Source organism: Sulfitobacter sp. M39 (assembly GCF_021735935.1).
Lineage (GTDB): Bacteria > Pseudomonadota > Alphaproteobacteria > Rhodobacterales > Rhodobacteraceae > Sulfitobacter.
The window spans coordinates 1,078,247-1,103,396 of sequence record NZ_WMDZ01000001.1 but is presented as its reverse complement, the minus strand read 5'-3'; the positions used below and the strand labels follow the sequence as shown (position 1 = coordinate 1,103,396).

29 protein-coding genes and 2 tRNA genes are annotated in these 25,150 nt (G+C 61.8%); 14 read left to right on the top strand and 17 right to left on the bottom strand.

Features of this window, described 5'->3' with window-relative positions; all coding sequences use genetic code 11:
- Positions 1-10: 10 nt before the first annotated feature.
- Positions 11-97: transfer RNA gene (locus GLP43_RS05405), tRNA-Leu, on the bottom strand.
- 156 nt (positions 98-253) lie between these two features.
- On the bottom strand, positions 254-745 hold the full coding sequence (locus GLP43_RS05400) for a hypothetical protein (protein WP_237278494.1): 492 nt from the start codon (positions 743-745) through the stop codon (positions 254-256).
- 29 nt (positions 746-774) lie between these two features.
- Between GLP43_RS05400 and GLP43_RS05395 the strand changes: the two genes are divergently transcribed.
- The 10 genes from GLP43_RS05395 to GLP43_RS05350 all read left to right on the top strand — a co-directional run bounded on the left by GLP43_RS05395 (position 775) and on the right by GLP43_RS05350 (position 8,892).
- Positions 775-2,289 carry a terminase large subunit domain-containing protein gene (locus tag GLP43_RS05395; RefSeq protein WP_237278493.1) on the top strand — a complete coding sequence of 505 codons (1,515 nt, stop codon included), beginning with the start codon at positions 775-777 and terminating at the stop codon, positions 2,287-2,289.
- Entirely contained in the window at positions 2,286-2,639 is a 354-nt protein-coding gene (locus tag GLP43_RS05390) for a hypothetical protein (protein ID WP_237278492.1), read from the top strand. The genes GLP43_RS05395 and GLP43_RS05390 overlap by 4 nt, the downstream gene beginning before the upstream one ends.
- 71 nt (positions 2,640-2,710) lie before the next feature.
- Entirely contained in the window at positions 2,711-2,986 is a 276-nt protein-coding gene (locus tag GLP43_RS05385) for an HNH endonuclease (RefSeq protein WP_237278491.1), read from the top strand.
- Positions 2,971-4,227, top strand: a complete 1,257-nt coding sequence (locus GLP43_RS05380; RefSeq protein WP_237278490.1) for a phage major capsid protein — start codon at positions 2,971-2,973, stop codon at positions 4,225-4,227. Before GLP43_RS05385 ends, GLP43_RS05380 begins: the two co-directional genes overlap by 16 nt.
- The gene (locus GLP43_RS05375; protein ID WP_237278489.1) at positions 4,227-4,856 is read left to right on the top strand and encodes an HK97 family phage prohead protease; all 630 of its coding nucleotides are present in this window, start codon (positions 4,227-4,229) and stop codon (positions 4,854-4,856) included. The genes GLP43_RS05380 and GLP43_RS05375 overlap by 1 nt, the downstream gene beginning before the upstream one ends.
- 2 nt (positions 4,857-4,858) lie before the next feature.
- The gene (locus GLP43_RS05370; RefSeq protein WP_237278488.1) at positions 4,859-5,401 is read left to right on the top strand and encodes a hypothetical protein; all 543 of its coding nucleotides are present in this window, start codon (positions 4,859-4,861) and stop codon (positions 5,399-5,401) included.
- A gap of 2 nt (positions 5,402-5,403) precedes the next feature.
- Positions 5,404-6,456, top strand: a complete 1,053-nt coding sequence (locus GLP43_RS05365; protein WP_237278487.1) for a phage portal protein — start codon at positions 5,404-5,406, stop codon at positions 6,454-6,456.
- Positions 6,457-7,052: 596 nt separating this feature from the next.
- Positions 7,053-7,547 carry a hypothetical protein gene (locus tag GLP43_RS05360; protein WP_237278486.1) on the top strand — a complete coding sequence of 165 codons (495 nt, stop codon included), beginning with the start codon at positions 7,053-7,055 and terminating at the stop codon, positions 7,545-7,547.
- A gap of 2 nt (positions 7,548-7,549) precedes the next feature.
- Positions 7,550-7,789 (top strand): hypothetical protein, encoded by a 240-nt coding sequence (locus tag GLP43_RS05355; protein ID WP_237278485.1) that lies wholly within the window; start codon positions 7,550-7,552, stop codon positions 7,787-7,789.
- A gap of 83 nt (positions 7,790-7,872) precedes the next feature.
- Positions 7,873-8,892, top strand: coding sequence for a tyrosine-type recombinase/integrase (locus tag GLP43_RS05350; protein ID WP_237278484.1), 1,020 nt, complete (start codon positions 7,873-7,875; stop codon positions 8,890-8,892).
- Between the two features lie 38 nt (positions 8,893-8,930).
- On the opposite strand, the gene GLP43_RS05345 is transcribed toward GLP43_RS05350, so the two are convergent.
- From GLP43_RS05345 to GLP43_RS05320, 6 genes are all read right to left on the bottom strand, one after another.
- Positions 8,931-9,005: transfer RNA gene (locus GLP43_RS05345), tRNA-Phe, on the bottom strand.
- Between the two features lie 102 nt (positions 9,006-9,107).
- On the bottom strand, positions 9,108-9,299 hold the full coding sequence (locus GLP43_RS05340; protein ID WP_237278483.1) for a DNA gyrase inhibitor YacG: 192 nt from the start codon (positions 9,297-9,299) through the stop codon (positions 9,108-9,110).
- Complete coding sequence (locus tag GLP43_RS05335) at positions 9,296-10,318, bottom strand: ribonuclease E/G (RefSeq protein WP_237278482.1); 1,023 nt, start codon at positions 10,316-10,318, stop codon at positions 9,296-9,298. The genes GLP43_RS05340 and GLP43_RS05335 overlap by 4 nt, the downstream gene beginning before the upstream one ends.
- Entirely contained in the window at positions 10,315-10,893 is a 579-nt protein-coding gene (locus tag GLP43_RS05330; protein ID WP_074635797.1) for a Maf family protein, read from the bottom strand. Before GLP43_RS05330 ends, GLP43_RS05335 begins: the two co-directional genes overlap by 4 nt.
- Before the next feature lie 54 nt (positions 10,894-10,947).
- On the bottom strand, positions 10,948-11,166 hold the full coding sequence (gene infA, locus GLP43_RS05325) for a translation initiation factor IF-1 (RefSeq protein ID WP_005851736.1): 219 nt from the start codon (positions 11,164-11,166) through the stop codon (positions 10,948-10,950).
- 81 nt (positions 11,167-11,247) lie between these two features.
- Complete coding sequence (locus GLP43_RS05320) at positions 11,248-12,129, bottom strand: carbon-nitrogen hydrolase family protein (RefSeq protein WP_237278481.1); 882 nt, start codon at positions 12,127-12,129, stop codon at positions 11,248-11,250.
- A 180-nt stretch (positions 12,130-12,309) separates the two neighbouring features.
- On the opposite strand from GLP43_RS05320, the gene GLP43_RS05315 reads away from it, so the two are divergent.
- Positions 12,310-13,275, top strand: coding sequence for a LysR family transcriptional regulator (locus GLP43_RS05315; protein ID WP_237278480.1), 966 nt, complete (start codon positions 12,310-12,312; stop codon positions 13,273-13,275).
- Positions 13,276-13,333: 58 nt separating this feature from the next.
- The gene (locus GLP43_RS05310; RefSeq protein ID WP_237278479.1) at positions 13,334-14,047 is read left to right on the top strand and encodes an NAD-dependent deacylase; all 714 of its coding nucleotides are present in this window, start codon (positions 13,334-13,336) and stop codon (positions 14,045-14,047) included.
- Between the two features lie 39 nt (positions 14,048-14,086).
- Here the strand turns inward: GLP43_RS05310 and GLP43_RS05305 are convergent, their stop codons facing one another.
- From GLP43_RS05305 to rpmB, 3 genes are all read right to left on the bottom strand, one after another.
- A complete protein-coding gene (locus tag GLP43_RS05305) occupies positions 14,087-14,626 on the bottom strand; it encodes a copper chaperone PCu(A)C (protein WP_237278478.1) in 540 nt (179 codons plus the stop codon).
- Between the two features lie 46 nt (positions 14,627-14,672).
- Complete coding sequence (locus tag GLP43_RS05300; protein ID WP_237278477.1) at positions 14,673-15,017, bottom strand: hypothetical protein; 345 nt, start codon at positions 15,015-15,017, stop codon at positions 14,673-14,675.
- A gap of 99 nt (positions 15,018-15,116) precedes the next feature.
- Complete coding sequence (rpmB, locus tag GLP43_RS05295; RefSeq protein ID WP_005851725.1) at positions 15,117-15,416, bottom strand: 50S ribosomal protein L28; 300 nt, start codon at positions 15,414-15,416, stop codon at positions 15,117-15,119.
- 188 nt (positions 15,417-15,604) lie between these two features.
- On the opposite strand from rpmB, the gene GLP43_RS05290 reads away from it, so the two are divergent.
- Positions 15,605-16,300, top strand: a complete 696-nt coding sequence (locus GLP43_RS05290; protein WP_237278476.1) for a CDP-alcohol phosphatidyltransferase family protein — start codon at positions 15,605-15,607, stop codon at positions 16,298-16,300.
- A gap of 42 nt (positions 16,301-16,342) precedes the next feature.
- Here GLP43_RS05290 and GLP43_RS05285 read toward each other — a convergent pair whose 3' ends face one another.
- The 5 genes from GLP43_RS05285 to GLP43_RS05265 all read right to left on the bottom strand — a co-directional run bounded on the left by GLP43_RS05285 (position 16,343) and on the right by GLP43_RS05265 (position 22,812).
- On the bottom strand, positions 16,343-16,801 hold the full coding sequence (locus GLP43_RS05285; protein WP_237278475.1) for a methylated-DNA--[protein]-cysteine S-methyltransferase: 459 nt from the start codon (positions 16,799-16,801) through the stop codon (positions 16,343-16,345).
- A gap of 33 nt (positions 16,802-16,834) precedes the next feature.
- A complete protein-coding gene (ileS, locus tag GLP43_RS05280) occupies positions 16,835-19,750 on the bottom strand; it encodes an isoleucine--tRNA ligase (protein WP_237278474.1) in 2,916 nt (971 codons plus the stop codon).
- A gap of 196 nt (positions 19,751-19,946) precedes the next feature.
- Complete coding sequence (locus GLP43_RS05275) at positions 19,947-20,948, bottom strand: YcjF family protein (protein ID WP_237278473.1); 1,002 nt, start codon at positions 20,946-20,948, stop codon at positions 19,947-19,949.
- Entirely contained in the window at positions 20,948-21,403 is a 456-nt protein-coding gene (locus tag GLP43_RS05270) for a GNAT family N-acetyltransferase (protein WP_237278472.1), read from the bottom strand. Before GLP43_RS05270 ends, GLP43_RS05275 begins: the two co-directional genes overlap by 1 nt.
- Positions 21,400-22,812, bottom strand: coding sequence for a YcjX family protein (locus GLP43_RS05265; protein WP_237278471.1), 1,413 nt, complete (start codon positions 22,810-22,812; stop codon positions 21,400-21,402). The genes GLP43_RS05270 and GLP43_RS05265 overlap by 4 nt, the downstream gene beginning before the upstream one ends.
- Before the next feature lie 92 nt (positions 22,813-22,904).
- On the opposite strand from GLP43_RS05265, the gene truA reads away from it, so the two are divergent.
- A complete protein-coding gene (gene truA / locus GLP43_RS05260; protein WP_237278470.1) occupies positions 22,905-23,693 on the top strand; it encodes a tRNA pseudouridine(38-40) synthase TruA in 789 nt (262 codons plus the stop codon).
- A gap of 9 nt (positions 23,694-23,702) precedes the next feature.
- Here the strand turns inward: truA and gndA are convergent, their stop codons facing one another.
- Positions 23,703-25,130 (bottom strand): NADP-dependent phosphogluconate dehydrogenase, encoded by a 1,428-nt coding sequence (gndA, locus tag GLP43_RS05255; protein WP_237278469.1) that lies wholly within the window; start codon positions 25,128-25,130, stop codon positions 23,703-23,705.
- Between the last annotated feature and the right edge of the window lie 20 nt (positions 25,131-25,150).

Sequence of the window (25,150 nt, the reverse complement as noted above, 5' to 3'; positions counted from 1 at the left end):
GCGGGCCGCGAATAAGGTGTGGGATTCGAACCCACGAGACCCCGAAAGGCCTGCTCAGGTCTAAACTGAGTGCAATCGACCACTCTGCCAACCTTCCACAAAAGACCGTTAGGTCTGGTGGCTCTCTAATTCTGCCCTCAGCATTAGCAGGCATGCAAACAGGCGTCAAGAAATTGGTTCCAATGCCCTCCTTTCTAAATGGGCCGGGGGTCGCGGGGGGGAGTTATCTCTTCGCGCTGAGTGAGCTTGGATCCTATTTTGGCAAAAGTTTGAGCGCGTCTTCGATCCTTTCGCCGAGATTATTCATGGCGCCAGCCGCTAAATTCCAGCGCTCATTTTTCACATCGATATGCGTTTCTGTTGCATTATCAGCAATAATCGTGAGGTTGTCATATACGGCGTCGATTGCCGACATAACATACAGAATTTTTTGTAAGGGCAGCGGATCCAGATATCCTAGCTCAGCCATAATTTGTGGCGTTGCTTTGCGCTTCATTTTAGTCAATCTGGAAAGGCTACCCGCCTCTCTTTCCTCATTTGGATCAGGCCGAAGAAACGCTTCTTTCATAATTGTCAACTCAGCCCGGACTAAAGCTGTTATTGCCTTTTGGCGAGCGGCAGAAGCTATTTCTTCTCGCTTACGAATGAGACGAGCATTCACGAACTGGGCGGTTATCACGCCCGAGAAACCAATGACCCCTACTATCGCGGTCTGGAAATTTTCGGCTAACTCAATCCAAGTCATTGCATTTCCTCAGTTTCGGAGGAGCATTGATGAAACCATGCAATAAGGCAATCCGCTTCCTTGAAAGCCTCGCAATACCAGAGGGGCCGAAAGCTGGCGATCCTGTGAAGTTGGCTCCGTACCAGCGGCAATTTGTGAAGGGCGCGCTGGCGGATAGCGTTAACGTCGCGGTGCTGTCCATCGGGCGAGGCAATGGCAAGTCTGCGCTTTCGGCGGGTATCGCCCTTGGCGCGGTCATGGGGGTCTGGGACCGGCAACCCCGCCGGGAGATCCTCATCGCGGCCCGGACGCGGGATCAAGCGCGGATTGCCTTCGACTTCGTGGCCGGTTTCATCCTGTCGCTGATAGAGGATGAGCAAAAGCAATTCACGATCCGGCGCAGCCCGCGCCTTGAAATCGAATATGAGGGCGACGGTGGCGGGCATTTCATCCGGGCCATTGCAGCGGATGGTAAGACGGCTCTGGGGTCTGCGCCAACGCTGGTGCTGATGGATGAGCGGGGCCATTGGGCCGGGGAAAACGGCGATGCGCTTGAACATGCGCTGTTGTCCGGTATGGGCAAGCGCGGGGGGCGCGCGATCATCATTTCCACGTCCGCGCCGGATGATGCGCACCCGTTTTCTGTGTGGCTGGATCAAGAGCAAGAGGGCGTTTACCGTCAAGAGCATCGCCCGCCGCCGGGGCTTCCTGCTGACGATCTGGAAAGCCTCAAGTCCGCGAACCCCGGCGCGGTTCATGGCATCGGGTCCAGCCTCGAATGGCTGCAAGGGCAAGCGCAGCGCGCGATTGCGCGGGGCGGGTCAACACTGACCTCATATCGCCTCTACAACCGCAATGAACGGGTGAGTGGTGAAACCCGCGACCTGTTGCTGACGGTCGATGAATGGCTTTCCTGCGAGGTGTCCAGCCTGCCCAAACGGCGGGGCCAGGTTGTGATCGGGATCGACCTTGGGGGCAGTGCCTCGATGAGTGCGGCAGCGTTCTATTGGCCCGACACCGGGCGGCTTGAGGCCCTTGGCACCTTTCCGTCCAAGCCGACGCTGCTGGACCGTGGCCAGTCTGACGGAGTTGGTGACCGCTATGTGCAAATGAGCGACCGCGCGGAGTTGAACACGCTGGGCGATCAGACGGTGCCCGTCGCACCTTGGCTGGCCGAAATCATGGCGCATGTGGACGGTGAGCCGGTCGCGGCGGTCACGGCTGACCGATACAAGCAAGCCGAACTTGGCGAGGCAATCGACGCGGCCGGAATCCGTGCCCCGATTGTCTGGCGCGGTCAGGGCTTTCGAGACGGTGGCGAGGATTGTGAGCGGTTCCGCCGTGCCTGTTTCGATGGAAAGGTGCAGGCTGCGCCATCGCTGCTATTGCGCAGCGCCTTCGCCGATGCGGTCACCCTGCGCGACCCTGCAAACAACCTCAAGCTGGCCAAGGCCCGGTCCAAGGGCCGGATCGACGCCGCCGCTGCGACGGTTTTGGCGGTTTCCGAGGGTGCCCGGATCATGGGCAGGCCCACGGGACGCGGGGGGCGTGTGGCATGGGGATGACAACCGCAACTGCAAGCCGCCTCATCGCACGGCATGGCCGCGCGGTCACATTCCTGCGCCAAGGCGCGCCTGTGTCTGATGACGGTGGCGGGTCCACGCCGGGGCCAGTGACGCCACAGGCCGCGACCGGCTTTGTCGCGTCCTTTGACGATGAGTTGAAAGGTCAGGGTGGCGGTTTTGTGCAGGCCGATGATGTGAAGCTGCTGGTGGCGGTGGACGGCCTGACGATCACGCCCACACCCGGCGACCGGGTGCAGGTTGGCGATGATGTGCTGAACGTGATCCGCGTGTCACGCGTGGACCCGGACGGCGATTTGCGGTTCTGGACCGTGCAGGGGCGTGCCCAATGAGCCGCCGCCGGGATGAATACAAGCGCCACAGCGCCCGCGTATGCCGGGGACCGCGTTGGAAGGCTCTGCGGATGCAGGCGCTTGAGCGTGATGGCTGGCAATGCGTCCGATGTGGCGCGCGGCGGCGGCTTGAGGTCGATCATATCTTACCCGTCCGCGACCGCCCGGACATTTCCTATGCGCTGGCCAATTTACAGGTGCTTTGCGCCCGCTGTCACGCCCGCAAAACCCGTTTGGAGGTTGGCCACAAGCCGCTTCCGCCCGACCGCGCCCGGTGGCGCGAATTGCTGCGCGACATGCAGCACAACCCCAACGAAAGCGAGGATGCAAAATGTTGGACTCCGTGAAAATCCAGCGCCGCCAAAGCGAAATCCGTCAGGAACTCGCCGTGCTGGTGGGCAAGGAAAGCCCTTCCGAAGATGAAACCCGGTCGATGGAAACCCTCGATACGGAATACCGCGCGAATGAGGCCCGCTACCGCGCGGCGCTCATCGCTGAGGATGAAGAACGCCGGGACGCGGGCGCAGAACTGGAAACCCGCTCCGATACGGAATGGGCTGAGGTCATGGCCGGTTTCGAGATGCGTCAGGTGGCGCTGGCCCTCGATGAGGGGCGCGCGCTTGAAGGCCGGACGGCTGAGGTCGTGTCCGAACTGCGGTCGCATGGTGGCTATCGTGGCGTGCCTATCCCGTGGGGCGCTTTGGAAACCCGCGCGGGCGAAACCGTCGCGGCGGGCACCCCGAACCCGATGCGCACCGCGCCTATCATCGAACGGCTGTTTGCGGGGTCCGTGGCCGCGCGCATGGGCGGGCAGATGGTGAACGTGGGCGTGGGTGAGATGGAATATCCTGTCACCACGTCCGCTGTCACGGCTGGCTGGGCCAATGGCGAGACCGGCAATGTGCCCGGACCCGCCGCCTATACCACCCTCGACCGGCCCTTGAAGCCGGATCACAACCTTGGCGTCCAGATGCGCCTGACCCGCAAGACGCTCAAACAATCGGGCGCTGGTTTGGAACAGGCGGTGCGCCGCGACATGAATGGCGCGATTGAGGAAGCCCTCGACCGTGCCGTGTTCCTTGGCAGCGGGTCCGCCGGTGAGCCGACCGGGCTTTTCGCAGGCGCGTCCGCCTGGGGCATTTCGGAGGTCGATGTGGGTGCCGCCGCGACGTGGGGCGCTATCCGTTCTGAGGTTGTGGGTTTTCTGACCGGCAACGCCGCGACTGGCCCCGGCGATGTGCGCGCCCTCATCCGACCCGAAGTCTGGGACGCGATGGACGCGGCGATCTGGGATGCAGGGTCCGGCGTTACCGAATGGGACCGGATGAGCGATGCGCTTGGCGAGGTCATGATGTCGCACAATGCTCTGGACGCGCCGACCGGCTCGCCAGCCGCGTCCAAGGCGGTACTGACCACCACGGCGGGCGGGGTGGCCCCGTTCTTTGTCGGAACGTGGGGGGCGATTGACCTCATCCGTGACCCCTACAGTGACGCGCAATCCGGTGCGCTGCGCCTGACCGCGCTGGCCACGATGGACGTGACGGTGAGCCGCGCGGTCCAAACCCGTATCCTGACGGGCGTGGAATAATGCTCTGGGGCGGGCATGAAGGCGGGCTTGAGGTCCGCAAGCGGGCAACCGGCGCGTTGGCGCTTCATGGCCGCTTTCCCTATGGCGTGCCCGCTGTCCTATCGGATGGCGGGCGCACGGGCCGACCGCGCAAAGAAATCATCGCACCACGGGCGTTTTCCTATCGGGTGGACCGGCCTCAAGAGGACATTCATTTTCTCATCGGCCATTCCTATGACCGCCCGCTGGCATCTCGCGGTGCGGGCACGTTAGACCTGACCGATAGCGATGAAGCCCTGAGTTTCGTGGCGACGATCACGCTTGAGATGCAAGAGGTGTCATGGGTCCGCGACTTTCTGGCCGCATTGGCCGCTGGCCTTATCATGGGGCTTTCACCGGGTTTTCGTATCCCGCCCGAACGCGCGGTTAAGGATGCTGAGACGGTGGAGGATGAAGGCCACAATCCGGCGAACGGGACGCACAATGCCCTCATCCGAACGGTGAACGCGGCGCTGCTCTATGAATTGAGTGCGGTCACGCGGCCCGCCTATTCCGAGGCACAGATTGAATCCCGCTCATGGGCACCGAATGCGCCGCCGTCAGAAAATTTGGGCGGCATGGTGCAAGCCGCTCGCCGGTGGAGGGTCTGAGCATGATCGACTTACTAGCACAATCCGAGGCAATTCCAGTGGCATGGCCGGACGTGCCGTCTGGCCTATCATCGGCGGCGGCTGCGTTGAACCCCTCCGCGCTCTGGTCGCGGATTGAGGCGTGCAGTGGCGTCCGCTGCTCAGCCCGCGCTGTGGCATGGACAATTGAGGGCCGCGCCGGGGATCAATTCTTGCCGCCTCTGACACCGCTTGTCAGCCACTCTGCCGAACGCTGGTGGGATGCGGCATGGACCGCCGTTGACCTGTTGCCGGGGCCTCTGGGCCTGTGTCTACCCTCTGACGGGACGTTTCGGATCACTGGTCAGGTTGGCGCGGGTCCGGTCCCTGCGCCTGTCTCAGAGGCCTATCGCCGCCTTGCCGAATATCTTGCCGATGAGCCGGACCGTGCGGGCGCGTCCAGCTATGGCATGAGCATGGGTGGCGATATGAGCGAAGAATACCGCCGTGATCCGAAGTGGATTGCCCGGGCAATGGACCTGAGCGGGGCGGCTGACCTGTTGCGCCCTTACAAAAGGAGGGCCTGAGCATGTGGCCATTCAATCGCAAAGCCAAGATCGAGACACGGGCGAGCGGGTCCGGTTTCACGGCTGAAATCATGGACGCAAGGGAAGCCTATGTGAGCGGGCAGCGGGGCATTGCCGAACTGACCGCGACCGCACAAGGGGCCGTGTCGCTTTGGGAGGGTGGCCTGAGCCTTGCGGACGTGACCGGCACGGATCTTCTGGACCGCCGTGCTCTGGCCCTCTGCGCCCGGTCGCTGGCCCTGCGGGGAGAAGCCGTGTTTCTCATCCGCGACAAGGGACTGGTAGCGTGTTCGGATTGGGATTTGCGCACCCGCGACGGTTTCCCCACCGCATACCGTATCAGCGTCTCAGAGGCGGGCGGCGGGCGCAGTCTGACCGCCTTGGCGGCTGAGGTGCTGCACCTGCGGATCGGTTGCGACGTGGCCGCGCCCTACTACGGGACCGCACCGCTCAAGCGGGCAAGCCTGACGGCGGGTCTTTTGAACGCGCTGGAATCGGCGCTGGCCGAGGTCTTTGAACTGGCCCCCCTGGGCACCTCAATCGTGCCCTTCCCCGAGGCCCCGCAAACGGACCTTGAGGCGATGGCGCGTGGGTTTCGGGGCAATCGCGGCAAGGTGCTGGTGAGGGAATCGGTCGCGGTTGCGGCGGCGGGCGGGCCTGCGCCCTCGCAAGACTGGAAGCCGCAAGACGTGACGCCGGACCTGTCCAAAGCCATGACGCACGAAACCCTCGCCGGGGCACGGGATGGGATTAACATGGCGTTTGGTATCCTGCCCGCGATGAACGCGCCCGCCGCGACCGGGCCGCTCATCCGTGAAGGTCAGCGCCACCTTGCTCAATGGGTGCTGCAACCCATCGCGGCCATGATCGGTGAGGAAGCGACCGCCAAGCTGGGCCAGCCGGTGACGCTGGACGTGATGCAACCGCTGCAAGCCTACGACGCCGGTGGCCGTGCCCGCGCCCTGACCGCAATCGTCAAGGCAATGGCTGAAGCCAAAGCGGCGGGCGTAGACCCGCAAGCCGCCGCCGCGCTGGTGGGCTGGGCCGATGAGTGACTTTGCGATCACGGGAATCAGCATTTTACTAACGCCCTTGGCAATGAAGCGCGGGGCCAAAGTCGTGGCGACCTTCGATGTAGAAGCGCGCGGCTTCCGTCTAGAGGAATTTCGCCTCTACCATGTGCCCGACAAAGGCTGGGGCTGGTGGACACCACATCCGCGCGTGCGCTTTCCAAGTAACTCGCGCGGCCCGGTGAAAGGCGCTGCCCGTGCAGCATATGAGGCCCTGTGCGCTCCATGACCTTGCTCCGCAAAAAGTTGCCATTCTGGAACGGCACGAACCCGCACGTGCTGGTGAGCAAAGAAGACGCGCCGGGGCAGTGGGCACGGGACGCAGCGATTGATCGGCCTGAGCGCCCCTGCACTCGGTGCGGCAAGACCTTCCAGCCTACGCAACGTCGCAGGATGCTTTGCTTCGATTGTTTCGCGTATGCGCGTGATCAAGGCCTGTAGGATCGGCCCCGGTGCGCGGGCTGTTCTCAGTCAAAGCAGCGCACCATGCACCGCCGGGTGTCCTCAAAGCACGGCAGCACTTATATATTGACAACACGTCAGTAATAAAACAGATTACATCGAAACGATGGATAGGTCAGATGGTCAACACAATCAGCACCAGAGAACTTTGCAAGGGTCTCTCGATAAGCAAGTCACGTCTCGATCAATGGGTGGCGCGCGATCTAATTGCACCAAAAATGGAAACAAGTGCTGGGCCATCAGGGCGTCAATGGGACATCACCGAAGCAATCAAGATTGCTACTTTTGATCGGCTCTTGGAGATTGGGGTAAGCGCCGCACATGCCAAGGTCGCTTTGCAGCACATTTATGGGTTCAAAGATGACGAAGTATTTCTTGTGCTTTCGACCGGGATGGTGGGCCGGATCATCCCGAGCACTCCGCGCGGCTCGCCCACACCTACCGATGACGAGTGCACAAAGGTGCATATGCCGGGGCATTTTGACTACGAGTTGGTCCGAGGTTCCGAACTTGGTCAATTCCTGAGTAATCCCGACTTTTACGGTAGCGTCGTTATAAGCCTCGACAACATTGAGGCGCTTGTTCGCCCGCTGTTCGACGGAGCAGAGGGCTAAGAATGACTACCACCAGCCTCAATATCAGCGTTGTCGAAAAGCGCATGTATCGTATTTCTGAGGCGGCGGCTTATTGCGGGCTGGCAGTTAAGCATTTCAAGGCGCTCTGCCCTGTCCAGCCGGTTGCGTTGCGGGAAGGTGCAGACCTCTACGACAAGCGCGATCTGGACCGCTGGATTGACACGGTTAAGGACGATAGCGGAGCGCAAACTCACGACGACATTCTGGCGAGGCTGGGATGACAAGGGTGCGTGTAAAGGGGTTCAAGGTATTCAGCGACCGCCACGGACGGATGCGCTGTTATCATCGCGCGACTGGAAACAAAGTGGATCTTGAAAAAGCTCCGTTTGGCTCCGCAGAGTTTTTTGCCGCGTGCGACAAGATCACCGCTGCTGCGAACGCACAAGGAACCCTCGCACCGAAAGCAGGCACCCTTGGCGCGCTGCTCACCCACTACTTCAAAACGGATCACTTCGCGAACTTAGCCCCGGCAACCAAGCGTGATTACCGCCTGTGTGGCGACTATTTAGCCACTATTGCAGACACGCCAATTCATCTGCTGACAACACCCCTTATCTCGGGGATCCACGACAAGGCCGCAGCGAAACTTGGATGGCGGCGGGGCAACTACGTTCTGACTTTTCTGCGGCAGGTGTTCAAGTTTGCACGGCCCCACGGTCTAATAGACCACAACCCTGCCGAGGGCGTTATCGCCAAGCGCCGTCCACGTGACGCAGGGTATGCAAACCGGCCTTGGTCCGTGGCCGAGGAAAGGGCAGTCTTGGAAGCCGCTTCGCCCGCCCTACGCGCGGCGCTGGCATTGATGGCAAATACCGGACTTGATCCATCGGATGCTGTCAAGCTGCGCCGAGACGCCGTGGATGGCGACATCATCACCGGCTTTCGTGGCAAGACGGGACGCGAAATCTCAGTCCCTATTGGGACACGCCTTCGCGCCGCTTTGGATGACGCACCAAAGCATATGGCGATCACGGTGCTGGCAAGCTCTAACGGTAAGCCTTGGACTTATGACGGGCTATCCAGCGCATTTCACCGTCTCAAGCGGAAGCTGGAAAAGGACGAGGCTATTGCGGCTGGTCTCACCATGAAGGGTCTACGCCATACGGTCGCTACCACCCTTCGAGAAGAAGGTAAGGACGAGCGAGAAATTGCGGACCTGCTAGGCCAAGCCACCACTTCAATGGCAGGCCACTATTCACGCTCCGCGAACCTCGCCGCCAAGAATAGGAACACAGTGCACGCGCTGGACGAGGCGAACAAAAAGCGCACAGAAAATGTCAAACCACTTCGAAAAAGTGTCAACCCAAGCCGAGACGTACAGTAATGGAGGCGATAATGTCTAACAACCTCAATGGGTTGATATGGTGCCCAGGGGCGGAATCGAACCACCGACACGAGGATTTTCAATCCACTGCTCTACCCCTGAGCTACCCGGGCACCGGAGACCACCGTAGTGGTCGGGTGTGCGGGTTCTAGGAGTTTGCGGCGGGGGTGTCCAGAGGGTTTCGCCATGTTTGGCAAAGGTTTTTTCGGAAAATTCTAATGCGGCTTGTCGGGGGCGTTCAAAGCGGCCTCGGTGGCTTCGATTGCGGCTTCGATATCCTCGGGGTCGCGGCTGGGGGTCGCGTAGCTGCCGTTCATCCACTTGGCCAGATCCACGTCAGCGCAGCGCCCGGAACAGAAGGGGCGATACTTGGGAGAGGTTTCACGGTCGCAGATCGGGCAGGTCACTTTAGCACCTCGACCAAAGGCATACGGGCGCGTTTGCGTTGCAGTTCGTAGTGGCCCAGGGGGGTCCAACCGACCAGCGTCGTTTCCACGTCGTCGGCGCGGAAGGCCTGGCGCAACGCGGTCTCGAACGGGCGGCGATCTTTTTTGGGCATGGGCGCAAGGTCAAGCGTGATCTGCCCGCCCAACCCGCGCAGACGCAGGGCGCGGGGCAAGGCGCGGGCACAGGCCATATTCGCTTTGATCCCGGCAGCAAGGGACACATCCGCACCGGTGTTCACATCAACGGCCACCAACGCACGGGTGGGTTCCACAAACAGAAAGGCACCACCGTCAAGCGCGACGCGCGGCTGCGAGAGGCTGTCGACAGTGTCCAACACGCCATGGGTTTCAAAACCACCGGGGTCGGTCACGACGTCGGCGGGCTCGACCCAGTCGCGCCAGGCCAGAATATGCGGACCATCGCCTTCGGACAGGACCTCCATGTCGGTGGAGGGGTCGTCCAATACCTTGTCCGCCAGCGCCAGCATCGCGTCGATATCATCGGCGATGTCATCGGCATCCGCGCCAGCGCAAGAGGACCGGAGAATCAGGCCATGTGCGGCCCCGTCGGACGCTTCATGCGCAATTTCGAGCAGCCGGTCCCGTTCTTCCTCGTCGCGGATACTGCGCGAGATATTGGTGCCGGGCGCGCCGGGGGTCACGATGGCATAGCGGCTTTTGAACAATAGCTTTTGCGTCACCGGAATGGCTTTGCCCGGTTCGGCATAGCCCGAAACCTGCACGAGAATTGGCTGTCCGGGTGCCAACCCCTTGATCTGGCGCAAGAACGCAGAACCATCAGGCGTCTTGAGGAACATCCCCCCCTGCCCTTTGACCGGACGGTCCGCAATGGCGCGGTAGATCGTGCCAGGGCGCGGCCCGTCACTGTCGATCAAAAGATCATCCAGCCTGCCGTCCACGATCAGCGCGGCGGCTTCGATGTCGCCAAAATGGTCCAGAACGATCGTACGGCCCTTCATGAGGTCTCTCCTGCGAAAACATATCCTGCAGCACGCAGCAGGTTTGCTGTTTCGGCCAATGGCAGGCCGACGATGCCGGTGAATGATCCGCTGATCCACGGGATAAGGGCTCCTGCCGGCCCCTGAATACCATAGCCGCCGGCTTTGCCCTGCCAGTCACCGGTTGCCAGATAGGCCGTGATTTCGGCGTCCGACAGTCGTTTCATGCGGACGGTGCTAACCACATCGCGCTGCCACAGCTTGTCGCCGCGCTTGACCGCGACGGCCGTGATGACCTTGTGGCGACGCCCCGACATGAGGCGCAGGAAACGGATCGTCTCTGCTTCATCCGCGGGTTTGCCTAGGATTCGCCGCCCCACAGCGACGGTGGTATCGGCACACAGCACGATATCATCGGCCCCCGCCTGCACGGCGGCGGCTTTTTCACGGGCCATACGCGCACAATAGGGGCGCGGCAGCTCGGCGGTATGGGGCGTTTCGTCGATATCGGGCGCGCGAATATCGTCAGGCACAACGCCGATTTGCGCCAGCAATTCCTTGCGGCGCGGACTTCCTGATCCGAGGATAAAACTCATATGCGATCCTAGATCGCTGCCCGAAAACCACTGGGTGATTCTCGGAAAAGCGTATTATTTAAAGCGGTAATTGATCCGGCCTTTGCTCAGATCATAGGGGGTCATTTCCACCTGTACCTTATCGCCAGCCAGAACACGGATGCGGTTCTTGCGCATCTTGCCTGCCGTATGTGCGATGATCTCATGGCCGTTTTCAAGCTCGACCCGGAACGTCGCGTTCGGCAGAAGTTCTTTCACGATACCGGGGAATTCGAGCGTGTCTTCCTTGGCCATGGTCTCTCCTTGAACACTTTGTCCTGCAATTTCAGGACGCAGGCTTAAATGGGCGCAATTTTCCCTTTTTTCAAGGGGTATTCACATCAAAGGCACGTTTATGGCCGTTGCGTCACGCCCGAACTGATCCTCCCAGTGGTTTCGGTTCAAAACCACGCCGTCTGCACGCACGCGGCTGATCTGGGCGATGTCGACCTCGGCAAAGGTCCAGCCGGGCACATTGATCTCGGCGGCGGCAAGAACTCCGGTGGATGGAAAGCCCACATCCGGCGGGCAGAAGATGCCGCCCGCCCCGTACGAGTCGCCAAGCGCCTCTGACCAATCCGCAGGGCCGATGCAGGATGACATGGCCGTAACGCATTGATTTTCCAGCGCCCGCGCCATCGATCCGATGCGGACACGCCAATAGCCTGCCAGCGCCTCGGTCACGCTCGGCACGGCGATGATGTCACAATCAGCAAGAGCACGGCCCAGCAGAGGAAACTCGCTATCATAGCAGATGAGGATGCTGATCTTGCCCAATGTTGTCTCGAAGATGCGCAGAGGCTCCCCGCCGACCACGCCCCAAACCTCGCGTTCGAATCGGGTCATAATCTGCTTGTCCTGTATCCCGACTTGACCTGAAGGGGTGATCAGACGTGCGCGGTTCACCGGTCGGGCGGCAGCAGAGGTCACCGCGGGCCCCGATGCGGCCACTATATGCACGCCATATTCCGCCGCCAGTTTCTGATGCGCCGCATCCGCATCCGCCAACCGGTCAGAGACCGCAAACAGCGACGCCTCGAGATTACCCGCCACGTCAAGGCCAGCGAGCGTAGCAAGCTCCATCGCGCCGTATTCGGGAAAAACCAACAGCTCCGCCCCGCTGGCGGCCGCCGTTGCGACCCAGCCTGCAAGCTTGTCTTCATATTGCGCCCAGCTGGTCAGGACATCCAGCGGGTATGCGGCGGTTGCGATTTTCATGAGGCCTCCGGTGCGTGATTTTCCTTATGGTGCGCCTCTCGCAGCCAAGCTTCAAGTACCGCCACCCCACCCCAGGGCTCATTTCACTTTTGTGAAACTATGGAGGCATGATTCCCACCAACCTTGCCAATTTATCAGGCATGCTTCACAAAATTGGAAAGGACGAAGGGACCTAGCACCATGATCAAAAAAGGCATCACCCTGCGCGGCATAGAGGTGTTCGAGGCTTTGGCCAGCCGTGGATCGGTCGCGCAGGCCGCCGCGCTGACCGGGCTAAGCCAACCCGCCGTGAGCCAGCAGATCAGCAACCTCGAAGCCGCCATGGGCACCGCCCTGATCGACCACAGCACGCGCCCCATGCGTCTGACCGCGGCGGGCGAAAGCTTTCTGCGGCACAGCGGCGCGGCGCTGGCCCATATCCGGCTGGCGCAATCCGAGTTGACGGTCATGGACCTTGCCAATCTCAGCGACCTGAGCCTTGGCGTGATCGACGACTTTGACAACGATGTCACCCCGCGTCTGGCGACCCTTCTGGCCGACAGCATGGCGGGCTGTCGCTTTCGCATGGTGACCGACGGCAGCAAGGGGCTGATCCAGTCGGTGCAGGACAAATCGCTTCATATCGCCATTGCCGCCACCAGCGGGGATGCCAAAAGCGGGCTGATCGAGATTCCGCTGGCCCGCGATCCCTTTGTGATCGTCACCCCCGCCAGCTTTGACGGCGACAGTGCCGCGCTGATGACGGGGCGATCCGCCCTGCCCTTCGTTAAATATGCGGCAGACCAGTTGATCGCCGACCAGATCACCAACCACCTGACGCGCAGCAATATCACCCTGCCCTCGCAATTCGAAATCGGCAGCCACCTCGCCCTGATGGCGATGGTTGCACGGGGCATCGGTTGGGCCATCACGACGCCCTTCGGCTATTGCCGCGCAGAGCGGTTTCACCAGCAGCTTGCGGTGCACCCGCTTCCCACGCCCGGATTAACGCGGCAGATCTCGCTGTTTGCAGGGTCGGACTGGACGGGGCCGGTGCCGCAGAACATCGCCGACACGATGCGGCAACTGCTTCGGTCCCACATGATCGCGCCGACGGTGGCGCAGCTGCCCTGGCTCGCGTCCAGCTTCGAAGCGCTAGAGGGCTGACCGCTTGCGCAAAAGCTGCGCGGCTGGTTCACTTGGGGCGCAAAACAAAGGGGCTGACATGAGCAAGATCGTCATTCTGACCGGCGCGGGCATTTCCGCGGAAAGCGGCATTGATACCTTCCGCGCCGAAGACGGGCTTTGGGCGCAGCACCGGGTCGAGGACGTCGCCACCCCCGAAGGCTTTGCCCGCGACCCGCAACTGGTTGTCGATTTCTATAACGGGCGCCGCAAACAGGCGGCAGAGGTATCACCGAACGCGGCGCATCAAGCGCTGGCCCGACTGCAGGCAAATTACGCCGGACAGGTGGTGATTGTGACGCAGAATGTCGATGATCTGCACGAACAGGGCGGCGCGCGGGTGATCCATATGCACGGCGCGCTGAATTCAGCGCTCTGCGCTGCCTGCGACCACCGTTGGCCCGCACCTATGGTCATGGCTGTCGGTGATCCCTGCCCCGCCTGCAATGCCCCAGCCGCGCGGCCCGACATCGTTTGGTTCGGCGAAATGCCTTATGACATGGACGAGATTTTTGACCATCTGGCCGGGGCCGATATCTTTGCAGCCATCGGCACCTCTGGCAACGTCTACCCCGCCGCCGGTTTCGTGGCAGAGGCGCGGCGCAATGGGGCCCATACGGTAGAGCTGAACCTCGAACGTTCTGCCGTGGGAAACCAGTTTGCCGAACACCGCACGGGTCCGGCGACGCGTGTGGTCACCGATTGGGTGGAGGAACTCTTGGGCACCCCACCCCAGCAGCGGCCCGCGTTTTAACACACATCGGGCCGCTACCATTCATGGGTGCGAAAAGGCTCAGTCTTTCGGCATCTCGTGACCGGTGTGATCCATATCACCGTGGTCATGCTTCATGTCCCCATGATCCATCTTGTCGTGCTTCATCGCGCCATGGTTCGGCTTGCGATCCTGATCGACCATCACCTCGATCTCGACCATGCCGGCCTTTTCGAACTCAAGTGTCACGGGTACCATCGCGCCCTGCACCAGCGGCCCTTTCAGCCCCATGAACATCAGGTGATCGCCGCCACGTTTGAAGGCATGCATGTCATCCGCCGCAATGGCCACGCCGCCTTCGATCTCGCCCATCCGCATGACGCCATTGTCGTCAGAGGTGTGGGAATGCATCTCGACCTTGTCGGCCACGTCGGAGGACGCCCCGATCAAACGGTCATCCGCGCCAGAGTGGTTCATCACCACCATAAACGCCGCACCGGAGGTGGATTTCGCGGTTGAGCTGCGGATGTAGGCGTCATCCACCATGATGCCTTCGGCAGCGAGAGGGGCGGAAAAGAGAAACAATGCGCAGACAGCGCGGGTCAGCAAAGCAGGTGTCATTGATATATCCTGTCGTCATATTCAAAATGTCTGTGAAGGGTGTGGCTCAGACAGCGACAGGCGGGGCCCTTGGGTCGTGGCGCGTTTTACGTCGCGGCACATCGGCTGTCAGGACATGCACCGCCGGCGCGACAAAGGTCATAATCCGCATCGGTGCGGCCGCCAAAGCCACCGCGCTTGCCATTGCAACGTTAAGCGCCGAATCGGGGCAGATATGCGGGGCCGAGGTCGGCTTGCCCTGCGCATCCACATAAATCGCCACAGGGCCCGAACCGGTGCACAGCACCATCTGCCCCGTAGCCGCAGAGGCCCCACGCGCGACAGCCATGCTTTGACCCGTGAGGGCCAGCATCAACGCCAGAACCAAAGCTGAGAGGGAACGCAGGGTCATGGGCCGCACCCTAGACGAAGCGCTTGAAAAAGCACCAGCCCAAAACGACGCAGCCCCGGCCAAGGGCCAGGGCTGCAACATCGTAACGATTGGAAAGTCTTACGACAGCGCTTCGGCTGTGGCGCTGGACTTTGCAATTGCTTTCTTAACTTTCAACGCGTTGACGGACAGTTCAGTGTCCTTTGCCTTCGCCATGAACTTGTCCAAGCCACCGCGGTGGTCAACAGTGCGCAAAGCAGCTGCCGAGATGCGGAACTTGAAACCGCGGCCCAGTGCTTCGGACTGCAGGGTGACATCGTTCAGGTTTGGCAAGAACCGACGACGTGTACGGTTCTTGGCGTGGCTTACGTTGTTGCCCGTCATCGGGCCTTTTCCGGTCAATTCGCAAACGCGCGACATGGGTCTATCCTTTTGCTGCGGGGCATTTCCGGCGATCCGGTGCAATACCCATATGGGCCGCGCTACGGCAAACCCTGAAATTGGTTTGCTGGCTTTAGGCGGAATCGCGAGCGGGGTCAACCCAAGCCTGCGCGGCAACACACGCTTTTCCTTTTGCATCCGTCGAAAAGATTTGTCATCTGTCGCATATGAATATTCATTCCCGTGCCCTTCTTGTCCATCTGTTCACTGCGACGGGTGCGATTTTCGCCATGCTGGCCATGCTTGCGGCCGCCGACGAACGCTGGGATATGATGTTCCTCTGGCTGGTTGTCGCCTTCTTTGTCGACGGGATCGACGGGCCGCTGGCGCGTAAATACGACGTAAAGACCAATGCGCCCGAATTCGACGGCGTGCTGCTTGATCTGATCATCGACTATCTCACCTATGTGTTCATTCCGGCCTTTGCGCTGTTCCATTCCGCCCTCATGGACGGGTGGAGCGGTTGGGTCATGATCATCATCGTCACTTTCGCAAGCGCCATGTATTTCTGCGACACACGCATGAAAACCAAGGATAACTCCTTCTGGGGCTTCCCCGGATGCTGGAACATGCTGGTGCTGGTGCTCTTTGCCCTGTCGCCGCCGTGGTGGGTATCGCTGGTGCTTGTCACGATCTTGGCCATTACCATGTTCGCCCCGCTAAAATTCGTACATCCTGTCCGGACTGAACGTTGGCGCATGGTCACCCTGCCGATGGCGCTAGGCTGGACGTTCTTTGCCGGTTGGGCCGCGTGGGTCGATTTCCACCCGCAAAGCTGGGCCCATTGGGGCCTGATCATCACCAGCCTCTATCTGATGTTTGCCGGTGTCGCGCAGCAGTATCTTTACGACCGCGAAGCCTGATAGAGGCGCGCAGGGCCAAGGCAACGGCACGAAACCCCTGATTTAGATCAGCAACCCCGCCGCCCCTTCGTGGCGTAGCAGGGCGACCTTGGTCTCTACCCCGCCAGCACCCGAGTATCCGGTCAGCCCCTTGGCCCCCATCACACGGTGGCACGGCACGATGACGGGGACAGGATTCTGCCCGCAGGCCTGCCCCACCACTTGCGCCGGGATCGCCAGTTTGGTCGCGATGTTGCCGTAGGTCACCGTATCGCCAAAGGGGATCGCCGACATCTCGGCGCAGACCGCTTGCAACGTGGCACTGCCGCCAATGCGCAGTGGCAGCGTGAACTGTGTCAGCCACCCTGCATCATAGGCACGCAGCTGTGCCTCTGCCTCATCCAGCAGCGCGCTTTTGTCTTGGTATAGGGTATCCTGCCCCCAATGCAGGTGGGTAATCGCGCCCGCATCCTCGGTCACGACCAAGGTGCCAAAGCGCGTGGGGATGCTGCGCCGCTTCACCCGAGTGTCCGGATCAAGCGGCGCGGCGTCATCTTAGGACACAGCCTCGTCACACCGGGCACAGACACCCGCGTGATCGTGGGTGCCGACATCCGGCAGTACCTTCCAGCAGCGTGCGCATTTCTCGCCCGAAGCTTTCTCGAACACCACGGCAACGCCGTCGGTCTCTGGCATACGGAACGCCTCTGCCGGGGCGTCATCGCCGGTGATGGCGATGGCTGACGTGATACAGACATCCTCGAACGCAACGCTTTCAAGCGCCGCTCGCTGAGCGTCATCGGCAACAAACACCATAGGTGCGGCCTCGAGCGAGGCCCCGATGACCTTTTCCACCCGCTGCACTTCCAACGCAGATGTCACAACCCGCCGCGCGGCACGCACCTTGGCCCATTTCGCCGCCAGATCAGCATTCAGCCACGCCTTGGGAGTTTCAGGGATATCCGTCAGGTGGACCGAGCTTTCGTCGCCGGGGAACCGCTCAAGCCAGACTTCTTCCATGGTGAACACCAGCACGGGGGCCAGCCATGTCGTCAGACGGTGGAATAGGATATCCAGCACCGTGCGCGCAGCACGGCGGCGCAGCGTGTCGCCGTCGCAATACAACGCATCCTTACGCACGTCGAAATAGAACGCGGACAGATCAACCGTGGCAAAGGTGAACACCGCCTGGAACACGCCTTGGAAGTCGTAGCGCGCATAGCCTTCGCGCACGACCTGATCCAGCTCTGCCACACGGTGCAGCACCCAGCGTTCAAGCTCTGGCATCTCCGCGGGGTCGGTCCGGTCGGCATCGGTAAAGTCAGACAACGCCCCCAGCATATAGCGCATGGTATTGCGCAAACGGCGGTAGCTGTCGGCAGTGCCTTTCAAGATTTCCGGCCCGATCCGCTGGTCCGCGGTATAATCGGTCTGCGCCACCCAAAGCCGCAGGATATCCGCGCCATACTGTTGGACAATCTTTTCGGGCACGATGGTGTTGCCGATGGATTTGGACATCTTCATGCCCTTCTCATCCAGCGTAAACCCATGCGTCACCACGTTGCGGTAAGGCGCGCGGCCTGTGGTGCCCACGGATTGCAGCAGCGACGAATGGAACCAGCCGCGGTGTTGGTCGGTGCCTTCCATATAGACATCCGCGATACCGTCTTCCGAGCCATCCTCGCGGTCGCGCAGAACGAAGGCGTGGGTCGAACCGGAATCGAACCACACGTCCAGAATGTCGAACACTTGGGTATAGTCGTCGGGGTTTACGATGCCGCCAAGGAACCGCTCTTTCGCGCCGTCTTCGTACCAGACATCCGCACCGTCAGCCTCGAACGCCTCGACAATGCGCTGGTTGACCTCGGGGTTACGCAGCAAGAAGTCTTCATCCGTTGGCAGCGCGCCATTCTTGGTAAAGCAGGTCAGCGGCACGCCCCAGGCCCGTTGACGTGACAGCACCCAGTCGGGGCGTGCCTCCATCATCGAGTGCAGACGGTTGCGGCCCTTTTTGGGCACCCAGTTGACGTTGTCGATCTCGGTCAGGGCGCGTTCACGGATGGTCTTGCCGAATGTGTCCTGCCCGTCGCCAACGGGCCGGTCGATTGCGGCGAACCACTGCGGCGTGTTGCGGTAAATGACCGGAGCCTTGGAGCGCCAGGAATGCGGGTAGCTGTGCTTGATCTTGCCCCGCGCCAGCAGCCCGCCGACCTCGACCAGCTTGTTGATCACGGCGGTGTTGGCGTCGCCTTCCTTGCCGTTGGGTTTGAGGATCTTCTTGCCGCCAAAGAACGGCAGATCCGCGCGGAAGGACCCGTCTTCGACCACGTTATAGGTGATCACCTGATCCAGCATCCCCAGACCGCGGTAGAGCTCATATTCTTCAAGACCATGGGACGGCGCGCAATGCACAAAGCCCGTGCCTTCGGTGTCGGTCACGAAATCGGCGGCGCGGAAGTCGCGCAGATCGTCCCATTCGCCATTGCTGCCGTCGGCCCCCGCCAGCGGGTGCTGCAACTTGATCTTTGCCAGCTCGTCCTGCGTCACATCCCGCAAACGGCGCACCATGGTGTCGTCCAGACGTGCACGTCCGAACACATCCATCGCCATGCTGTCCGACAGCAGATAGCGGTCGCCGATGTTGACCCAGGATTCCTCGGGGCGACCGATGACTTCGTACAGACCGTAAGAGATATCTTCGCCATAGACGACAGCCTTGTTGGACGGCATGGTCCAGGGCGTCGTGGTCCAGATCACGACGTGAGCGCCGTCAAGGGTGGCGTCATCCGTGCCGACAACCTTGAACTTCACCCAGATCGTAAAGCTTTCCTTGTCGTGGTATTCCACCTCGGCCTCGGCCAGCGCGGTCTTTTCGACCGGCGACCACATCACGGGTTTGGAGCCTTGATAGAGCGTGCCGTTCATCAGGAACTTCATGAATTCTTCGGCGATCACACGTTCCGCGTGGAAATCCATCGTCAGATAGGGATCGGCCCAGTTGCCGGTGATGCCCAGACGTTTGAATTCCTCGCGCTGCACATCAACCCAGCCGGCGGCGAACTTGCGGCATTCGGCGCGGAAATCATTGATCGGCACATCGTCCTTGTCGCGGCCTTTCTGGCGGTACTGTTCCTCGATCTTCCATTCGATGGGCAGACCGTGGCAATCCCAACCGGGGATATAGCGCGCGTCGAAGCCCATCATCTGGTGCGACCGCACGATCATATCCTTGATCGTCTTGTTCAGCGCGTGGCCGATATGCAGGTTGCCATTCGCATAGGGGGGGCCGTCGTGCAGCGTAAAAGGCTTGCGCCCCTGTTTTTCACGCAGGCGGTCATAGACGCCGATCTTTTCCCACCGCTCCAGCCATTCGGGTTCGCGTTTGGGCAGGCCCGCGCGCATCGGGAAATCGGTTTTTGGCAGGTTCAGCGTGGATTTATAGTCAAGCGTCTCGGGGGTGTCGGCGCACATGGCGGGCGTCCTTTGGCAACGGTATTTCGGAATGGTGAATGTTCGGATGCGGTGCGAAAAACTCAAGCACCTCTGCCCGGCGTCTCGTCAATCAGAGCGCCGGGAAAATAATTCGAATAATGATCGCGGAGTTCCGGGTCATGTGCAGCCTTATAGGCCGCAGCAGATCGACCGACAAGCCCCCTCGCTCCGGCATCTAACTGCCTTTGGAAAACAGCCCCGACAGCGCGCGTTTGATGATGCTGCGCACCTTGGGGCGGCGCGTTTCCGAGAACGGCATGGGGCGACAAACCTCCATCGCGGCGACGCCAACGCGGGCAGTCAACGCGCCGTTCACCAGCCCCTCTCCAAAGCGGCGCGACAGTTTTGCCAGCATCGTTCCGCCAAGGATCGGCTCTAGCATATCGTCGCCCACAGCCACGGCCCCTGTCGCCACCAGATGCGACAGCACCACCCGCGTCAGCCGCCACGAGCCAAAGAAGCCCGAGCGCCCGCCGTAAACCTCGGCCACGCGTCGGATCATGCGCAGGTTGCTGGTCATCGCCGCGACCACATCGGCCAGCGCCAGGGGCACCAGCGCCGTCACCGTCGCGACCTGACGGGCCGCCGCCTCGACCTCGCGGCTGGCGGCGATGTCGAGCGGGCCCAACAGCTCTGCCTCGGTCAGGGCCAGCAGGGTCTGCGCATCCAACTGATCGCCGCGCAGCTCTGCCAGACGGTCGCGGCCCCAACGGGTATCCTCGCGCCCCTGATACAGTCCGACTAGCCGGTCCGTCACAGCCCGCGCGGCTTTCAGATCATTCTGCACCAGTGCCTGCCCCACATCGTGATGCAACCCGTCAAGTCGCGCCAGACGGCTAAAGGCCGCCAATTCACGCAGACACAGCAGCACCAGAACCAGCAGCACCGCACCAATAAGCACGGTCATCACCATGCCCAAAAGCGGATAGCTAGCCAGCAGCCCCATGATAAAGTTCCACGCGGCAATCGACACCAGCGCGCCGATCAGCGTGGTCAGCAGCCACCAGAACAGGCGCACCAGCTTTGACGGCTTGCGCGCGGCCAGCCGTGCCGCGATCTGCATCGCCTGCCCTTGCGGCGCGGGTGCACCGACATCGGGCACCGGTGGCGCATCCGATACCGAAGGCCGCGCGGTTGTGTCTTCTTCAAGATCAAATAGCACCGGACCCTTGGCCATCACGCCGCCCCTTTTATCCACTCAAACCGCACATCGGGCAGCCCGAAATCATTGCCTGCCCCGTCGCTGCGCGCCACCTCGATAAAGCCCGCGGCACGGTAGAACCGCGACGCCCGCACGTTCGCCTCGAAGCTCCACAGCGCGAGCCGATCGCTTTGTGCCTTGGCCCCGTTCAGCAATCGCTGCGCGATGCCCTTGCCTTGGGCCTTGGGGTGCAGATACAGCCCGTGAATCTCGGCCGCACGCCGTGCCAGAAAGCCCACGACATGCCCCTCGGTCCGCGCCACCTGCACCCAGCCCACGTCGATCATGTCGCCCAAGGTGCCGATCTCTTCTGCGCGGCTGTGGGCCTGAGGCAGCCAATCGTGGTCTGCATTGGCGCAGGCCATCACCTCTGACAGGCGACCGGCATCAAGCACCCGCGCGGGTACGATGGTCACATCGTCACCGGTCACAGACGATCCCCGATCAGGAATTCCGCCGCGCGGTCCAGACGGATATGCGGCGGCCCGTCACCGGGGTGCAGGTTCAGCCGAGCAGGCGCGAAACGCATGATCTGATAATCCTGATCCAGCCATTTTTCCGCCCCCGCCCGCGCCGGGCTTAGAAGATGTGCCGGGTCTTTGGGCAGTTCACCGGGATAGAACGCGGCCTCTTTGCCGGTATCCAGCAGGCTGCCGCGCACGACCTCTAGGGTTTCGCCGTTGTGCTGCATCGTGGCTTCGGTGGTGGCACGCAAGGACGCCAACGACATGGCGGACGTCTGAGCCCCCGCAAAGCGCGCGCGGTCGCGGGCATCACGGGTCAACGCCTCCATAATCGCGGTGAGGCTGGCGTGCTGGCTGTGGTGCAAATGGTCGGCCTTGGTCGCGGCAAAGAGGATTTTCTCGACCCGTTTGCCGCGCAAAAGCTGCGTCAGAAATCCATTGCGTCCGGGTTTGAAGCTGCCAAGGATATCGCCCATGGCAGCGCGCAGGTCCTCGACCGCGCGGGGACCCTGATTGATCGCGCCAAGCGCATCGACCAGCACGACCTGCCGGTCGATCCGGGTAAAGTGATCGCGAAAGAATGGTTTGACCACCTGCCGTTTATACGCTTCGAACCGCCGCGCCATCTCGCGCAAAAGCGACCCGCGCGACCCCTCGCCGCCCGGCAGGGGCGCAAAGGTCAGCACCGGCGATCCGGCCAGATCACCGGGCAGCAGGAACCGCCCCGGCGTGCAGTCGGAATAGCCATTCGCACGTGCCGTTTGCAGATACTCGGCAAAGCTGGCGGCCAGCGCTTGGGCCACGGGTTCGTCCAACGCCGCCTCGGGGTCGGTCCCGTCCACCAGCGCGCGGTAGCCCGCAGCTTCTTCGCGGTTGGCGATCCGTGCCAGCACCTGCGCCGACCACGTGGCGTAATCCACATCCATCAGCGCCAGATCCAGCAGCCATTCGCCGGGGTAATCCACGATATCCAGATGCACCGTGCGCGGCCCCTGAAACCCCGCAAGCAAGCCGTTTGGCCGCACGCGCAAGGACAGGCGCAGCTCCGATATGGCGCGGGTGCTCTCGGGCCAATGCGGCGTAGGACCGGTCAGCGCGGCAAGGTGATTTTCATATTCGAACCGCGGCACGGTATCGTCGGGCTGCGGCTGCAAGAACGCCGCCTCGATCCGCCCTTCGGAAGCCGCAAGCAGCCCCGGCATCCGCCCGCGATCCAGCAGGTTCGCCACAAGCGAGGTGATAAAGACGGTCTTGCCGGAGCGCGCCAAACCGGTCACGCCCAGACGGATCACAGGCTCGAAAAATGTCTCGGACACGCCGTCCTGCACATTTTCTACCTGCCGCCAAATGCCATCGGCAATTCTTGAGAGTACCAAAGCCCGTGTCCGCCTTCACCTGTCGTTAAGCTCTAACATAGGCACGCGGGTCAGGGATTGCCAGATGGGCACCCTCAGGGTAAACGCCCGCCATGCAACGCTATGCCCTGAAAATCGAATACCACGGCGCCCCTTTTGTCGGCTGGCAACGCCAGATCGACCTTGCGTCGGTCCAAGGCGCGATAGAGCACGCTTTGGCCAAGATCGAACCGCGCGCCCACAACATCGCCGCCGCAGGGCGCACCGACGCCGGTGTCCACGCGCTGGCGCAGGTCGCCCATTGCGATATGGAACGTGACTGGACCCCGTTCCGCCTGTCCGAGGCGATCAACTATCATCTGAAACCACTGCCCATTGCGATCGTCGATTGCGTCGCGGTGGATGATGACTTTCACGCTCGCTTTTCCGCGCTCGAACGCCGGTATCTGTTTCGTGTGCTGGTACGTCGCCCGCCGGCGACACATCAGGCGGGGCTGGTCTGGCAGGTCAAGAAGCCGCTGGACATCGACCGCATGCGCGAGGCCGCGACCCATCTGATCGGCGAGCATGATTTCACCACCTTCCGCTCGACCATCTGTCAGGCGCAAACTCCGGTCAAAACGCTGGACCGCGTGGATATGACAGAGCATCCCGTCGGCGGCGGTATCGAGGTACAGTTCGACGTGCGCGCGCGGTCGTTCCTACACAATCAGGTGCGCAGCATCGTGGGCACGCTCGAACGCGTCGGGGCCGGATCATTTGCGGCCGATGATGTGAAACAGATGCTCGCTGCACGGGACCGTCAAGCCTGCGGCCCCGTCGCCCCGCCGCACGGTCTGTATCTGTCGCATGTCACCTACGAGACAGACCCTTTCGCACAGTCGACGCTACACCGCGGCTAAACCAGCGCCCTAATCGCGCCGGATCGCGTTCCACGTCCCGTGGTGCGCCCCCGCGATATCGCCGCGTTCAAATCCATGCGCGCCGAAAAAGTCGCGCTGCGCCTGGATCAAATTCGCGGACCCGCGTGCGGTTCGGATGCTGTCATACCACGCCAGTGACGCGCTCAGCGCGGGCATGGGCACGCCCAGGCTCACCCCGGCGGCGACGGTCTTGCGCAGGCCAGCAAGGTGATCGCCCAGCATGTCGCGGATGGCGGGGGCGAGGATCAAGGCCCCCTCGGGCAATCCTGCGTGAAACGCATCGGCCAGATCGTCCAGCAAGGCTGACCGGATGATACAGCCCGCGCGCCAGATCTCTGCAATGCGGGCCATATCCAGTTGCCAGCCAAATTCGTCAGAGGCGGCAGATAACACGCGGAACCCCTGCGCGTGACCCAGAATACGCGCAGCCAGCAAGGCCGATTTCATCTCGTCCTCGGTTGGCAGCGTGCCGCCGGTCACCGCATCCGGCAAGAGCGGCGCCGCCGCGACCCGCAAGGCTTTCTCGCTGGACCAGCCACGGGCACCGACTGCCGCCTCGATCGTGCTGGCCGACTGGCCAAGCTTCAGCGCCTCGATCAGGGTCCAGCGGCCCGTGCCTTTCTGACCCGCCTTATCAAGGATCAAATCCACCATCGGCGTCCCGCTCTCGGCATCCACGGTTTGCAGCGCGGCGGCAGACACCTCGATCAGGTACGAGCTCAGCTGCCCTTTCTGCCAACTTTCAAACAGCGCCCCGATCTGCGGTGCCGTTTGGCCGCCGGCGTCGCGCAACAGCCCGTAGACTTCGGCGATCATCTGCATGTCGGCATATTCGATCCCGTTATGCACGGTCTTGACGAAATGCCCTGCCCCGTCCGGCCCCAGATGATCTACGCAAGGCGCGCCCTGAAACTTGGCCGCAATCGCGCTGAGCATGGGGCGCAGCTGGGTCCAGCTGTGATCAGTGCCGCCCACCATCATCGACGGGCCGTGACGCGCGCCCTCTTCGCCGCCCGACACGCCCATGCCGACGAAATGCCGCCCCGTACCGTCGAAGGCGGCGGCGCGGCGTCGGGTGTCGTGGAAATCGGCGTTGCCGCCATCAATGATGGTGTCGCCCTCATCCAGCAGCGGCATCACCGCGTCGATCATCGCATCCATCGGAGCACCCGACGGGATCATGAACAAGATGCTGCGCGGCTGCGCGATACTGTCGACAAAACCCTCAAGCGTCGCGTGGCCTGACAGATGACCCGCCAGCGGTCCGGCCTCTTCCAGAAAGGGCGCGATCCAATCGGCTTCGCGGTTGCTGACCGCCACACGGAACTCCTGCTCGGCCAGATTGAGCGCCAGCGCACTGCCCATCGTCCCCAGACCATAAACGCCAATATCTGCGGTCTTTAAATCTGCGGCCATCGCGCTAAATCTCCTATTAG